General features: G+C 72.0%; 16 protein-coding genes. All 16 read left to right on the top strand.

Translation table 11 applies throughout. The annotated features are described in order from the left end of the window. The first annotated feature begins 78 nt into the window (after nt 1-78). Nucleotides 79-333, top strand: a complete 255-nt coding sequence (locus AB0C76_RS32925) for a hypothetical protein (protein ID WP_359972644.1) — start codon at nt 79-81, stop codon at nt 331-333. Further along, nucleotides 333-887 (top strand): hypothetical protein, encoded by a 555-nt coding sequence (locus AB0C76_RS32920; RefSeq protein ID WP_359972642.1) that lies wholly within the window; start codon nt 333-335, stop codon nt 885-887. The genes AB0C76_RS32925 and AB0C76_RS32920 overlap by 1 nt, the downstream gene beginning before the upstream one ends. A 24-nt stretch (nt 888-911) precedes the next feature. After that, the gene (locus tag AB0C76_RS32915; protein ID WP_359972640.1) at nt 912-3,455 is read left to right on the top strand and encodes an ATP-binding protein; all 2,544 of its coding nucleotides are present in this window, start codon (nt 912-914) and stop codon (nt 3,453-3,455) included. Next, entirely contained in the window at nt 3,452-4,069 is a 618-nt protein-coding gene (locus AB0C76_RS32910) for a hypothetical protein (RefSeq protein WP_359972638.1), read from the top strand. The genes AB0C76_RS32915 and AB0C76_RS32910 overlap by 4 nt, the downstream gene beginning before the upstream one ends. Continuing rightward, entirely contained in the window at nt 4,066-6,150 is a 2,085-nt protein-coding gene (locus tag AB0C76_RS32905; protein WP_359972636.1) for a hypothetical protein, read from the top strand. The genes AB0C76_RS32910 and AB0C76_RS32905 overlap by 4 nt, the downstream gene beginning before the upstream one ends. Nucleotides 6,151-6,154: 4 nt before the next feature. After that, nucleotides 6,155-6,925 (top strand): hypothetical protein, encoded by a 771-nt coding sequence (locus AB0C76_RS32900; RefSeq protein ID WP_359972634.1) that lies wholly within the window; start codon nt 6,155-6,157, stop codon nt 6,923-6,925. Continuing rightward, nucleotides 6,925-8,172 carry a peptidase M23 gene (locus tag AB0C76_RS32895; RefSeq protein ID WP_359972632.1) on the top strand — a complete coding sequence of 416 codons (1,248 nt, stop codon included), beginning with the start codon at nt 6,925-6,927 and terminating at the stop codon, nt 8,170-8,172. The genes AB0C76_RS32900 and AB0C76_RS32895 overlap by 1 nt, the downstream gene beginning before the upstream one ends. A gap of 15 nt (nt 8,173-8,187) precedes the next feature. Beyond that, complete coding sequence (locus AB0C76_RS32890) at nt 8,188-9,153, top strand: hypothetical protein (protein ID WP_359972631.1); 966 nt, start codon at nt 8,188-8,190, stop codon at nt 9,151-9,153. Between the two features lie 114 nt (nt 9,154-9,267). Then, nucleotides 9,268-9,516, top strand: coding sequence for a hypothetical protein (locus AB0C76_RS32885; protein ID WP_359972629.1), 249 nt, complete (start codon nt 9,268-9,270; stop codon nt 9,514-9,516). Nucleotides 9,517-9,643: 127 nt separating this feature from the next. Beyond that, a complete protein-coding gene (locus AB0C76_RS32880) occupies nt 9,644-9,859 on the top strand; it encodes a hypothetical protein (protein WP_359972627.1) in 216 nt (71 codons plus the stop codon). Nucleotides 9,860-10,124: 265 nt separating this feature from the next. Further along, nucleotides 10,125-12,065 (top strand): hypothetical protein, encoded by a 1,941-nt coding sequence (locus tag AB0C76_RS32875; RefSeq protein WP_359972625.1) that lies wholly within the window; start codon nt 10,125-10,127, stop codon nt 12,063-12,065. A gap of 1 nt (nt 12,066) precedes the next feature. Beyond that, nucleotides 12,067-12,606: a hypothetical protein gene (locus tag AB0C76_RS32870; RefSeq protein ID WP_359972623.1), complete on the top strand. Its 540-nt coding sequence runs from the start codon at nt 12,067-12,069 to the stop codon at nt 12,604-12,606. A 152-nt stretch (nt 12,607-12,758) separates the two neighbouring features. Further along, nucleotides 12,759-13,034, top strand: coding sequence for a hypothetical protein (locus tag AB0C76_RS32865; protein WP_359972622.1), 276 nt, complete (start codon nt 12,759-12,761; stop codon nt 13,032-13,034). Beyond that, nucleotides 13,031-13,405 carry a hypothetical protein gene (locus AB0C76_RS32860; RefSeq protein ID WP_359972620.1) on the top strand — a complete coding sequence of 125 codons (375 nt, stop codon included), beginning with the start codon at nt 13,031-13,033 and terminating at the stop codon, nt 13,403-13,405. Before AB0C76_RS32865 ends, AB0C76_RS32860 begins: the two co-directional genes overlap by 4 nt. Beyond that, nucleotides 13,402-13,575: a hypothetical protein gene (locus AB0C76_RS32855; protein ID WP_359972618.1), complete on the top strand. Its 174-nt coding sequence runs from the start codon at nt 13,402-13,404 to the stop codon at nt 13,573-13,575. Before AB0C76_RS32860 ends, AB0C76_RS32855 begins: the two co-directional genes overlap by 4 nt. 590 nt (nt 13,576-14,165) lie before the next feature. Beyond that, nucleotides 14,166-14,518: helicase-associated domain-containing protein (locus AB0C76_RS32850; RefSeq protein WP_359972616.1), on the top strand; the 353-nt coding region annotated here is incomplete at its 3' end.

Here is a 14,518-nt window from a genome sequence, read left to right as displayed (position 1 = left end):
CCCGGCCGGCGGAGCCACTTGGGCGCAGTCCCGCGTCATAATCCCTGATCACTTGCACCTGCTCGAAGGGGAATCGAAGTGCAACACCTCGCCGCTACACAGCTCGCGCTGACCGACTTCGGCGCATTCAAGACGTGGGGTCTCCTGGTCGTCGGGAACGCCTTCTTGCTTTTCTGCGCCTTCCGGCTGGTCGGCCAGTTCATGAAGGAGGAGTGGGGGAAGATGACTTCCACCATCGTGGCTGCCGTGATCGTCGTCGGCTTCGTCTGGTTTCCGGACACGGCTAAGACCCTGCTCGGCGACATCTTCACCAAGATCACCGGGAACACCTGATGGCCCGCACGGGGCGGACCTACACCCGGCACTTCCAGCTCGAAACGCGCCAGCACGAGCTGTTGGGCGTCGACCTGGGCGAGGGCGCGCCGCGCCGCGCACTGATCCTCGGTCTGATCCTGTTCGCTGCGTGGGACGGCCTGTTGCTGCTCGTCCTCGGTCTGCCAAGCCGGTTCACGTTCACGCTGTACGTCGCCCCGCCGGCGCTGGCCGTCGGATTCGGGGCGCAGCACAGCCGCAGCCTGGACCGCCGGTGGAACCTCACCCGGTGGGCCATCACGCTCCGGTACCTGCTCCTGGGGCACCGCCCGATCATCTGCGGCGGACGCCGCGCGGCGCACCGCTCCGAGTGGCTGGGCCGCCGCGCTCGCTGGGGCAGCCGCCTCGACCTCCTCCTCCGCTCCCCGCTCGGCGGCCTGGTCGAGCGCTGGCTCGGGCCGGAGGACCGCATCCCCTCCGCCTCCGGCGTTCCGCTGCGGCTGGACGCCCGCCCGCGCCTGTACGGCCCGGACGCGGTGGGCAAGGCCTACGGCCGCAAGGCACTCCACAACTAGCCAGAGCTTCAAGGGGGCACGCGCATGACACTCGCGCAGAAGATCGGACAGTTCATCGGCATGGGCGGGGAGCGGTCGGCCCCGCCGCCGCGCTACACCGCCCTCGCGGACGGCCTGATCCTGACGGACGCCCACGCCGAGGCCTGGTACGTGCTGGGCAGCTCGAACACGGACCTCATGTCCGAGCCCGCCCGGGACGCCGAGCTCGACCAGGCGATCGCCGCCCTGACCCACACCCTGTCCGGGATGGACTGCCACCTGCGAGTGCTGTGGTCACCCCTGCACGCCGCCGACTACATGAACGAGGCCGAGGCCATGTTCGCCGCCGGCGACTGGCAGCGGTGGGCCGCCCTGCGTGTGCGCCGCCTCGAACAGATCGGCCTGCCCTCCCGTCACCTGCTGCTGGGGGTCAAGCTCACCGAGCGCACCGGCGCCGCCCAGTCGGCCGGCCGCCGCACCGTACAGGAGGGCCTCGGGATCGGTGCCCCCTCGCTCAGCAACCGGGAGCTGGCGAAGCTCGACGCCACGATGCGCCGCCTCGGCCGCCGGCTCGAAGCGTCGCCGTGGAAGGCGCAGCCCGCCAGCGTGGAGATGCTGGCGTGGATGATCTCCCGCGAGCAGCACCGGGCCGCCCCGATCCCGGCCGCGCCCCGCGGGCAGATCACCGGCGCGCAGCTCGCCACCCTCACCCGCGGGCGCATCCTTCCCTATCCGGACCACCTGCGGGTGGTCGGCGCGGACGGCAAGGTCGTGGCGTGGACCGCCACGCTGACCATGACCGGGTTCCCCGAGGAGATGACGGTCCCCGGCGCCGGCGAGTGGCTGCGGGTGCTCTCCGAGATCAACTACGTGCCGGAGCCCACCGGCGACGACGACGATCCGGACGCGCTGATCCTGCCCGTGAGCCCCGAGGCGAGCGTCCGGTTCAAGGTGCAGCACAAGAGGGACGCGATCAAGACCGTGGAGGACGCGCGCCGCGCCGCCAAGGAGCAGCGCCGCTCGGCGGCCCGGCACAGCGCGGAGGACCCCGGCCGGGAGATCGCCGAGACCGAGGACACCATGGCCGGCCTCACGCGGGACATGCGTCGCGACGACGTGACGCTCGTGGAGGATCACCCGCGACTGGTCGTCACCTCTACTGTCAGCCTCGCCGACCTGCGCGCCCGGATCGACGCCGTGGTCGACTACTACGGCGGCACCGGCATCGACATCGACCCGGCGGAGGACGAACAGAGGGAACTGTGGCTGGAGACGCAGCCCGGCGACCGACTGCGCATCCCCGACCTGGGGCACGTACGGGACGTCACCGCGCTGGCAGGGTCCTGGTTCTGGGGTGGTGCCCGCGTCGGTGACGACGAGGGGCCGATCGCCGGTTACCTCACCGGCAGCACCCCGGGGCCTTTCAGGAACGACGTCACCGGCGGGTCCGACCGCGGCGACGCGACCACGACCGCCTACGTCGGCCGGTCCGGGCGCGGCAAGTCCACGGCGGTCATGCTCAGCACGTTGGACGCGGCCTTCCGTGGCGCCTTCACCCTCGCCCTCGATTTCAAGGGGGACCTTGGCGGGCTCACCGTGGCCGCCGCCGAGTACGGCCTGCCTTCCCGTCTGGTCGAGACCGGTTCCAGGTACGCCGGGTTCGCCGACCTGTTCGTCCTGCTCGCCGGTGAGGCGAGCGAGCGCGCACAGATCGAAGTCCCGGCACAGCTCGGCATCGCCCTGCCCCCGCACCTGCGCGCCCGCGGCGCCGAGACCCCGATTCAGAAGGCAGTCAACGCCGTCGTTGCCGAAGGAAACCCGGCGACATGGCGTGTGATCGAGCACCTGCGCGCCTCCTCCGACCCGCTCGCCAAGGAGGCCGGCGACGCGCTGTTCGAGCTGGCACAGACCGGCGTCGGCGCCCCGTTCATGGGTCGGCCGACATCGGAGACGATCCCGCTGCGCCCCGAGCCCGGCGTGTGGGTGGTGCAGATGCCGGGGCTGAGCCTGCCCGATCTGGAGACGGACCGCGAGGACTGGAACGTCAGCCAACGCCTGTCGGTGGCGTTGATGCACAGCATGCTCGCGTTCGGCGTGGTGACGGCCGGCCGCAAGGATCTGCGAGGCCTGCGGAAGTTGGTGGCAGTGCCCGAGGTGCACGTTCTCACCGCGACCCGTGAGGGTTCGGCCTTCCTCTCCTACGTCGCCCGCGTCGGCCGAGCGCTCGGGACGTCCCTGCTGCTGGACACGCAGGACCCGGAGTCGCTGGCCCGCCTCACCGGCGTGGTCGAGCAGCTCACCACGGTGGCCGGCTTCCAGCTGACGACGGCATCGCAGCAGGACGCCCTGGCCGAACTGCTCGGCCTGCCAGCCGGCCCGCACACCCGCTCCCTGATCCGCTCGGTCGGCCTGCATGCGGACGGCGAGATCCGGCACGGCCACTGCATCGTGCGGGACCGCCGGGACCAGGCGGCCACCGTGCAGTGGGACATTCCGTCCTGGGAGCTGAAGCAGCTGCTCGACACCTCCCCGAAGGCCGCCGCCGACTCCGGCGACGGAGCCGTGACCATGGACAAGGTGACCGTATGACGCTCCGCCGGATCCACGCCGCCGCCCTCGCCGCCGCTGCTGCCGCCGTCCTCACGGTGGCCGGCTGCGGCTCGGACGGCGCCAAGACAAAGAAGGCCGACGACCCGTCGGCCGCCGTACTCAAGGCCGCGCGGGAGTACCAGGAAGCCGCCAACAAGGGTGACTGGCCGAAGGCGTGCACGCTCATGACGGCGCGCCTTCGCGGCGGCAGCGTCGCCGACTGCGAGAACGACCACGCGGCCAACCCCGTCACGGTCGAGCACTGGTCGCCCAGCCCCACCGCCTCCCCGACGCCGACGCTGCCGCCGCCCGTGTACGCCGACGGCTCCACCCCGCCCCCGATCGCCACCGCCACCCCCACCGGCCCCGACTTCGCCGACACCGGCAAGGTCGACCTCAGCAACGTGACCGCCGTCCCCGCCGCCGGCAACCACCCGGCCGGCTGGGCCGTGTACGCCACCTGGTCCGTCACCTGGCCCGACAAGCCCGTCGACACCGACCGCCGCGCGCTGCGCCTGGTCCAGGAAGACGGCGCGTGGAAGGTCGACCAGCACGAGGACGCGATCAACTCGCCCGCAGAGCTGACGGCCATTCTCGGGAAGGTCACCCCGTGATCCCGATCTTCCCCCTGCTCAGCAGGGTGCCGCGGCTGCGGAACCTGCTGATTCCGCTGCTGTTCTTCCTGTGCCTGGGCACGATGCCCGCGCACGCCGCCAACATTGCCCCGGTCGGCCTCGGCGACCTGATGCCGTCTCCGAGCACCAGCGTCCCGCCCGGGGGTACCACGCTCTTCGAGACCTACAACAACATGCTGCTGTGGCAGCTCGACAGCGACCTCGGCGTGAGCGACGTCCTCGACTCCACGCTCGAAGCTTTCGCCGACCTGGTCATGATGCTGATCGTGGTCGTCGGCCGTGCGGTCGTCGTCATCGTGCAGTGGCTTTTTGCACTGACCAGCATCCCTGAGCTGGAGAAGGCGGTCACGCGGAGCATCGGTGGCGCGGCCACCGGGCTGGCGGAGACCCTGCTTCCCACCGCCCTGGGCTTCGGCATGTTCATCGCCTTCGTCGACCAGAAGAAGAGCGGCAACAGCCTGTCGCAGATCGCATGGGTCGCCGTCTCCGGCATCGTCTCCATCTCGCTGCTGACCTCGCCCGGTACCTGGGTCTCCGGCGTCGACACCGCGCGCACCCTGGGGGCCGGCATCACGATGCAGGCCACCAGCGCGGGGCTCGGCGACGGCACGCAAGACTTTCCGTTCAAGCTGAACCATGCCCCGCAGTTCACCGGGAACGTGCGGGACGACGCCTTGCGCAAGAGCTCCGACAGCGTGTGGCGCGCCTACGTGGTCACCCCGTGGTGCCTGGCCGAATTCGGCTCGATGGAGGTGTGCCGGAAGTTCGGAACCCAGGTGCTGGACAAGGGGACCGACGCCGACAAGCGGAAGGAATGGCTGCAGGACAACGTGACCCGGGACGCGGTCGGCAAGGACAGCGTGTCGTGGCGTCAGGGGCACCGTCCCGCCCAGCGACTGGCCGTGCTGATTCCCTGCCTGATCTCCCTGTTGATCTTTGCGGTCCTGGTGATCATGCTCTGTTTCACCTCGCTCGCCTCGCTGCTCGGCGCTTTGATGTTGTTGTTGACGGGCGTGGTGTTCGCGTGCCTGTGGGTGATCCCGGGCCGGCCCCGCAGGTGGGGCCTGGCGTGGTTCGACCAGCTGGTCGGCCGGGTGCTGGAGTCCATGATCGCCACCCTGGTCCTGGGCGCCGTGCTCAGCCTGCAGACGGCCTCGACCCAGATGTTCGGCACCTATGGGTGGCTCCCGAGCTCCGGGCTGTCCATCGCCGTTGCCGTCGTCGGAATCAAGTTCCGGTCGACGGTGGCGACGATCTTCGGCGTCTCCAGCAGCGGCGGCAGCGCCATCGGCGGCATCCTCGCCATGCGGGCTCTCAGCAAGGTGGGCCGGCGCACGTTCAAGCCCCCGCAGTCGTCCACCCCGCCCCGCAAGGACCCCGGAGGCAAGGGCGGCGGCGGCTCCGGCAGCGGCGGCAGCTCCGGCACGGTCGGCGGCAGCGACAGCGGGAGCGGACGCTCCGGCGGCGGCCTGCCCCCGACGCCCACCCGGCCGCGGCCCATCCCCCCGCCCCCGCCCCCGCCGCAGGAGGCAGCGGCGGCCGAACCCGGCCCGGCCTACGAATGGGGCACGCGTACGGGCAGCGACCACCGCACGTCGCCCCGGCCGCTTCCGCGCCCGCAGCCGCAACCGCGCCCGGTCCCGGCGGGCACCGGCGCAGGCACCGCCCGCACGCCGCTGCCCGCCGGCTCCGCGACCACGTCCCGCCCGGAGATCGGCAGCAGCGACAAGCCAGCCGCCGCCATCCCCGAGACCCGTCGGCCCGAGCTGCCGCCCGTTCGCACCACGCCGCCCACCACTGCGCAGACACCGCGCACCGGACAGCAGCGTGCGGCGCAGCCGGACGCACCGGGACCGGAGTACGGGTTCCGGCAGGCCCCGCCCCCGGCCGCACCGGGCGAGCCGCGCGTCATCCGCGGCGAGGTGATCAGCCGCACCCCGCCCGTCGTCGCCGACCGGCCGCGCCGCCGCAGCGGCGCCACGACGCCGCCGCCCGCCCGCAAGGTGGCACCCGCCGCCCGCATGCAGGGGCCCACGCCACGGGCCACAAGGAGGGGATGACCAGATGTCCGCCGACCGTGAGCGCACCCCCGAGGAGTGGCGGGAGATCCTCGCCCGCGGCCTCACCAGGCCCGAGGAGGCTCGCACCGGAAGCCGCCGCGAGCGCCGCGCGGCCCGCGCCGAGCACCGCCGCGACAGCAAGCGGCAGACGAAGGCGTGGATCGAGGAGGAACGACGCCGCGACCAGGTGAACCCCGTCGGGGCGATCCTCGCCGTCGTGCTGATCCTCGGCCTCGGTCTCGGCGCCCGGTGGCTCTGGCCGAGCGGCGGCGGACACCAGGCGGCCGGCCCCGCGCCGGCCGCCTCGGCGGCACCCTCCCTCTCCCACGACGACCAGCCGCCGACCGCCACGACCACCGCACCGGACACCCCCGAGCCCACCCATGACCGCACCAACCCCGACACAGTGGCGCAGGAAGCCATCCGGCTCTACCTCACCCGCGACACCGTCAAAGACCAAGACCACAAGGCCAGCGTCGAGCGGGCCGCGCCCTACCTGACGCCCGCCCTGACAGCGAACATGGAAGGCCACAGCGACCCCGGCTTCACGAAGCTGGTCAGCCAGGGTGCAGCCGCGGCGAAGGTCACCACCGTGACCACCGCCCCCGCGGACTCCACCCTGCCGCCGGACACCCCGCTGCGCGTCTGGCGCAAGGTCACCGCCACCATCACCGTGACCGGCTACGACACCACCACGCAGACCACCGTCCTGAGCGCCGAGGTCACCCTCACCGACGACAACCAGTGGCGGGTGTCCGCCCTGCTGGGGCTCTGATGGACGGCCGCGACGTCGCCCGCTACGCCGCGCAGACGGCGGGCCGCGGACTGCTCCTCAAGGCCGGCGGGATCGCCGCCGCGATCGGCATGATCGGCCTGTTGGTGCTCGGCATGATCGGTGGCGGCGCCGGAAGCGCGAGCGCCACCGGCACCCCGTGCGGTGGCCTCGGCACCCCCGGCGCCCCGCTGCCCGGTGGCAGCAGCGGCGGTTCCACCGGTGGTGCCAGCGGTACCCCGCACTACCCCGGCGGCCCGATGCGCGACAAGCAGGTGGAGAACGCCAAGACGATCGACCGCGCTGCGCAGGAGGCCGGCCTTCCCGGCCGCGCGACCCTGATCGGCCTCATGACGGCACTGCAGGAGAGCACTCTCCTCGACCTCCCCGGCGGCGACCGCGACTCCATAGGTCTCTTTCAGCAGCGCCCCTCGACGGGCTGGGGGAGGCCCGACCAGATCCGCGGGCACCCCGACTACCAGGCCCACGCGTTCTACAACGGCGTCGACCACGACCACGGCGGACCCGGCGGCCTGATCCACGTCCCGTACTGGCAGGACAAGCCGCTCGGCAAAGCCGCCCAAGCCGTGCAGGGATCGGCCTACCCCGACCTCTACGACCGGCACGAGCAGGCCGCCCGCGAAATCGCCGCTCAAGCCGGAATCGACCTCAATCGCGCTGGCGCCGCCGCCACCGCAACCGCCGCGGCCACCCCCACAACCGCCGGCAGCACGCCCACAACCGGCAACGGGAATTGCTTTCCCGAGCAGCCCCCCACCACGCCCGGCGGCGCATTCCACGACAGTTCCTCGACCTGGCCCGACATGGTCAAGAACCGGCGCTCCATCGCCGACGCCATCGCGTGGGAGAAGCACGAGGCCGCCAGCGGCGCCGGAACGTGGAAGGCCATGTGCCTGGCCTCGACCGCCGCCGCCTACGGCTGGAGCTACGCCGGGTACACGAACCCCCCGGCCAACACCCACGCGTGGGCCATCGAGCACTACCGCAACATCATCCCGGCCGCATGGCGGCACGACGGGGACCGCAACCCCCCGCCCGGCGCACTCGTCTACTGGGACACCGGCGGACAGTACGGACACGTAGCCGTCTACATCGGAGACGGAAAGGTGGCCTCGACCGATATCCTGAGGCCTGGTCATATCGACATCGTCCCCGCCGAAACAATCGAAACAAAATGGGGAGCAAAATACCTTGGATGGGCGCCGCCCTATTACCCCGCCGGGGGATAAAGGGAGAAAGAACCGATGACCACCGACCCGACGACCGTCCCCGCCGCGCCCCTCTACACCGTCACCCTCACCAGCGCCGGCGGCGCCCTCCTCAACGGCGAGGAGGTGCCCGTCCCGCCGAACACGGACCTGCACGAGGTCCGCATCGCCGCCCTACGGGAAGTCCAGATCAAGGCGGCACTACTCGACCGGCCCGTCCGCGTCACCGCGAAGGAAGTGGACGGCACGGCGTGGTACCTGATCGTCCCGGTCGACGGCCCGCCCGTGACCCTCGCCCACCCGCACCCCCGACCGGCCGCAGTCCTGCCCACCCCGGCCCCGGCCCCGCCGCCCGCCGTCGTCCGACCGACGCTGCCCACACCCGCCCCGCCCCCCGCTGCGCCCGTCCGGCAGTTCGCCACCGGGCCCGTCCAGCCTGCCGCCGCGCCGCCGCCGTTCACCCCGCCCGCGGGCCCGCCGCACGAGGTTCCCGTCGTCCGTCACGCCGTCACACCGCAACCCCCGGCGCCGACCCCGAACAGTGCCGCGGCCCCTGACAGCGAATGGGCCGCGATCCCGCCCGTGTACGAGTCCCTGCTCGTCCGCATCCGCGCCCAAGACGAAGAAGGCGACCTCGAAGGAGCCCTTGCCACGGCCGAGATGCTCGACTCCGCCCTCACCAGCCTCTACGGCGAACACCACCCCCACGCCCTCAACGCGATCGGCCTGCGGGCCTGGCTCACCCTGCGCCGCGGCGACTGGCCCGAGGCGGCGGACCTGCTGCTCCTCGCCGTCGAACGGCGCCGGGCAGTCGCGGCGCCCGCCGAGGACACCGACCGCCTCGCCCGCGACGCGCACCTCGCCTGGCGTCGCCTCACCTCCGAGGACCCCGAGTACGCGCTCGAACTCGCCGACCGGCTGCTCGCCGCCCTCGACGGCGACGAGAGGCGCCGTCGGCACGTGATCGACTGGGTCGGCAGCGGCGCGGCGCGCTCGACGTGAAATCGGTGGAGGGGCGCCAAGGCGCGGCCGGCGGCCGACAGCTGACGGCGAGACACGACACGGGATTTCAAGTGGGGGCTTGAAAGCGTGTCGTGTCGGCCGTACCCTCACCCCATGGCAACCGACCTTCGCCCCCACCTCGACGCCCTGCTCGCCACCCTCGGCGGGATCAAGGACCCGATCGCGCGCGAGGTCGCCGCGCGCGAGCTCCTTGACGACCTCCTGCCGGCGACCGTCAAGGAGGCCAAGCAGATCCGCCGGGAAGCGGTCGAGGAACTGCGGTCCGGCCGCACCCTCAAGCAGGTCGGCGAACTGCTCGGCCTGTCCACCGCCCGCGTCGACCAGATCCTGAAGGGCCGGTAGAGCGGCGGTCCGCCCGGAGCGCCGCCTCGCCGGATCACTCCATAGAGTGCTTTAGACTGCCGCACACTAGTGGGCACTAATGGAGTCCGCTACAGTGCCCAATAGAGATGCTGGACGGAGCTGACCCATGGCCAAGAAGTTCACCGCCGTCAACGTGGAACCCGCCGGCCGCGACGCCCTGCGCGTCGCCGCCGTCAACGTAAGCGCGATCCTCGGCCGCCGCGTAAGCATGTCCGACACCCTCCGCGTCCTGGCCGCCCTCGCCGCGGCCAACCCGCAGGAAACCGCCAAGCACGCACACCACGTGCTCGACGACGACACCGACCACGAGAACAACGCCTGACCGCACCTCCGCCCGACCCCGGCACCCCGCTGCGCACCGTGGCGCGATCGCCGGACGGACCGAGACGCGACCGACGCCGGCTAAGCCGGCAACAGAAGCGGGGCCCTGGTGGCTAGACCAGGACCCCGGGAGAGGCAGGAACACGATGCGAGACGACCGCAACGTGAATGCCCCCGGCCAGCCTATCCGGCTGGCAGGGTGCTCCGAGTGCGCGGGCCATGCCGTCCCTGGCTACATCACCGTGTGGGAGCAGCACGGCCAGCGCATGGTGCCCGTCCAAAAGCGCTGCCCCGCCGGGTGCACGGCCGCCAGCCGGGCCGACTCCGTCCTGCGCCAGCAGGCGCGAGCCGCGGCCCCGACGATCGAGCAGCCCGCCGCCCCGGTCCCGGCCCCCGCCCGCCAGGAGCCGGCCCCCCGCCGCGAACCGGCGAAGGCCCCGGCCCGGCGCCCCGTCACCAAGACCACCCGCCCGACCCGTACGGCGCCGGCCAAGACCGCGGCCGCCGTCGCCGTGGACGTCGTGGACGGGGAATGGACGGTGGACACCGACATGCCCGCCCCGACCGGCAAACTCACCTGGGACGCGCTCCTCGCGTGGATCGGCGCCGGTCTGCCGATGCTCGGCGTCGACCGGCTCCACAGGGACGGCACGGACGCCGACGGCACGGTCTGCCTGACCGCCGCCGCGGCCGCCGCGCTCAAGATCCCGGCGAAGCTGCCCGCCACCGCGGCCGCGCTCGCCCGCTTCGACGCCAAGGTCCGTAAGGCCGCCACCGCCGCCAACCTCGAACTCTCCGCCACCATCGGCGCGGGCTTCAAGGTCTACCGCCGCCGCACCGCCGGACGCCACGTCTCGGTGAAGCTGCTGATCGTCCCGTGGCTCGGCCAGGGCGACAAGTCAGCGCAGAAGGCCGGCGAGCTCGTCACCGCCCTGTCCCTCGGCCCCGACGACACCCCCAACGGCCTGACACTGGCCCACCGCCTGCGCTCCTTCGTCGGCGACCTCGGCGTCGCCCCGGGCGCCACCGCGGCCGTCACCAGCATGCACCTGATCGACGCCCTGCGCCCCCGTACCACCCGCGTACAGGGCGAGGACGGCAAGCCCCGCTCGGTACCGCGCGAAGGCGCACTTCCCTCCGGCGACCTCGCCGTCCCGCCGGCCGCCGGCGCCCGCCACCCGCTCACCCTCGCCGAGCGCCGCGCCGGCAACCCGGTGTGCGAAGAGGAGGACTTCCATGCGTGGGCCCGCCCGCTCACCGCTGCCGAGCGGGCGATGCCGTGGGCCGTGGCCGTCGACGTCTGCGCGAGCTTCCTGTCCGTCACCGAGACCCTGCGCCTCGCCGTCGGCCCACTCGAACCCGTCGAGTCGCCGGCTTGGAGCACCGCAACGGCCGGGATCTGGCTGTGCGACTTCACCGACATCCAGGTCGACGACGACCTTCCGCACCCCGCGACGTTCCACGGCCTGCCGCCCACCGGGCCGGGCTGGTACGCGACCCCGACCGTCGCCTACATGGCCGCCGAGTACGGCTTCGACCCGGCAACCATCACCCGCGCCTACCTCTCCACTCACTCCGTCGCGATCCTCAAGGACTGGACCGCCCGGATCCGCGGCGGGTACAAGCGCTGCTACGCCGTCCTCGGCATCGTGGACGGCATGAGCGACGAGGACTTCCTCGCCGCCTACGAGACCCTCAAGGCCGACGCCGCCACCAACCCCGCCAAGGCCGACGCCCTGGTCCTCCTCGCCGCCTACAAGGCGGTCTACAAGGGGGGAATCGGCAAGTGGAGCGGCAACGCCAGCTACATCCACGACGACGACCAGTGGGCCGAGCAAGTCGCCGCGGCCTGGACCTACCGGCCCGAGAACCGCTTCGCGATTCACTCCGCCGCCCGGACCGGCGCGCACCGCCGGATGCGCAAGACCAAGAAGCTCACGGGCCGCACCCCGATCGCCATCAACGTGGACTCCTACCTCTACGCCACCGCCGCCCCCTCACCCCGCGAACTGCTCCCCAAGACCGACGACGGCAAGCCCGTCCCCGGCGCGCTGCGCCTCGGGGCTGCCCCCGGCTCGTTCAAGCACGAGTCCTCGGTCCCCATGGAGGCCGTGGCCGCCGCCATGGACGAGCAGCTCCACCCCTCCCGGCTGACCCACGACTACGACACGGCCGGGAACCCGCTCACCGAGACCGAGGAGAGCTGACATGGCCGGGCTCTTTCGCCGGATCACCGAGAAACTGTTCTCCAGCAAGACCACCCCCAAGCAGACCAGCACCCAGGCCCGCCACGTGCGGGACAAGGTCTACGACGGCGACACGAAGGCGATGGCGGCCGACTACGGAGTCACCCCGCGCACCGTGCTCCGCTGGATCGACGGCACCCGCAAGAAGCTGCCCAAGGAGACCGCCGCCCGCCTCGAAGAACAGGCCACCGCAGCGCAGGTCACCGACCGCGGCCGCGAGCGCAAGGCCAAGGAGATGGAAGCAGCCGGCCACGGCGCCGTGCGGATCCGGGTCGACCGCGCCCACGACTTCAAAATCCGCAGGTCCGACGCGATGCGCGCCCGGGCCATCGACCTGTACCTCACGCCGGAGCAGGCTGCCGAGCTCGCCCGCGCCGAGGACGAACTCGGCGCCCACGACGCGGTCGAGGGCGCCCTTCTCGACTACTTCAACGGCGGCGCCTACGTCGGCTTCCAGCGCGGCGACCTCGGATTCTCGAACGACGACGTCGAGATCCTCTGAACCGGCGGGCCACAGAGCCCCACCCGGCCGCCACAGAACGGCACTTGAGCGCCGCCGGTAGTCTGGCGCTCACCATGAGCGACGGGCCGTCCCCACGGCAGATGGGGACGGCCCGCAGCCGCTCATCATCCCCCACCAGGAGGGACCCCCCAATGAGCACCCCCGAAGACGAGAACGACGCCGCCGACGCAGCCCGGCGAGCCGCCCGGGTCGCCCGCATCCACGAACTGATGCGCAAGCACACGAAACCCGAGCTGCTCCGCCAGGCCTACGCACTCGGCCTCGCCCGAGCCAACGCCCCCGAACAGTGGCGCAAGGACGAGATCGCAACAACCCTCGCGGAGCTGGAACAGCGGGCTGCGCAACGGAAGGCCGCCAGCACCCACCCCGGCCGGACGCCGAACACCCAGACAGGAGAAACCCGATGAGCCAGCGCGAAGCCGCCGGCGGGCAGGCGAGCCGCTTCCTGCCGAACCCCTCGATCCCGGTTGCCCCGCTCGGCGACCAGGTACACGCCGCCCTGGCCGCCGCCGCCAACGTCCGCGCACCGCTGCTCGCCCTCGCCTACCCCAACGCCGACACCCCGGGGGCATGGGTCATCACCATGCTGACGACCGACACCGCCGACGTCCACGACCACTTCCACCTCACCATGGGTGAGTGGGACCGGCACACCGTGGAGAAGGAACTACGCACCCGCGGCTACGCCTCGTTCGCGGTCAGCATCGGTGACGAGTGGACCACCCTCGCCGACGGCGGCCAGGTGACCCCCCTCTACCGGGATTGGGACGACGAGTGAGCCACACCGAGCCCGCCGGATTCCACTGCGGCGGCGTCAACTGCGAAAGCCGCCACCAACTCCCCGAAGCGCCGGACGCGGCGGAGCGCCGGAGCGCCTACGGACAGCCGTGCGTCAACCGCCCCGTTCGCCGGCCGCTGTACCGGCACGAGGACCCGCTCGACGGCTAGCACCCCCGGCGGTTTGTGAGAACACGGCCCCCGCACTCCTCCCGAGTGCGGGGGCCTCACTCATCTCACGCCAGGCCACCAGGCAGCGGCCCTGCATAGACCGGCCCCGGCAGCCGAGGATCCGCAGGCCCGTCAGCCGCCGCTGGCCACCAATCCGCACCCCGCCACACCCAGTCAGGAGAGATCAGCTCAAGCCACCGCCGTCCCGGCCGGCCAGCCCGGCACGCTGCGCACAGCGAGACGTACCGGGGAGCACGGGCGGCGGGCAGCCACACCATGGGCCCGGCGTCCGCCGGAACCGTTCCAGGGCAGAGGTGGCAGGCAGGAGCGCAGGCTCCCAGGTGCAGCCTGCCACCAGGCAGAGAAATCGGCCGGGCCGGCAAGCGGGGCGCAGGAGAGGGATTCACCCCCTGCCAACGACGAAGGGGGCGCGCCGTTCTGAGCGAAGCGCAGCGTAGCGAGGGGGAACCCGAGATGAGGGGGGATCACCCGACAGCCACAAACTGATACAAAACACCAAATACCATGAGGAAAGGCGCTACACTGAGGAAGAACCTAAAAACCGTCAACAGACCTAAGGAGAAAGCGAGTTGACCACCAACGAGCCGACGCGGAGCGTCGGCGCCCGCACCGACTTGCCGAGCGGAGCGCAGCGAAGCGGGCCCCCACCACACCCCCCACGAACCCCAGGACGCGGAGCGGGCCGAAGCGAAGCGAAGGCCAACCCGGCGCGAAGCGCCGGCGTTTTCCATTGGCGGCGGTGCGAAGCGCCGCCGCCCCGCCGAAGGGGCGAAGCCCCGAAGGCGGTAACCGAGCGCCAGCTCGGTTACCCTGCGTCAGCAGGGGCTCTGGAGCAGCACTCGCGCACGCCCGTCCCGCAGCCGCTGACCTACCTGATCGACGACGTCGCCCGCCGACACGGCGTCCTGCGGGTCGGCGCGGC

Source organism: Kitasatospora sp. NPDC048722 (assembly GCF_040650235.1).
In the GTDB taxonomy this organism is placed as follows: Bacteria; Actinomycetota; Actinomycetes; order Streptomycetales; family Streptomycetaceae; genus Kitasatospora.
This window is presented reverse-complemented; position numbering and strand designations above follow the sequence as displayed.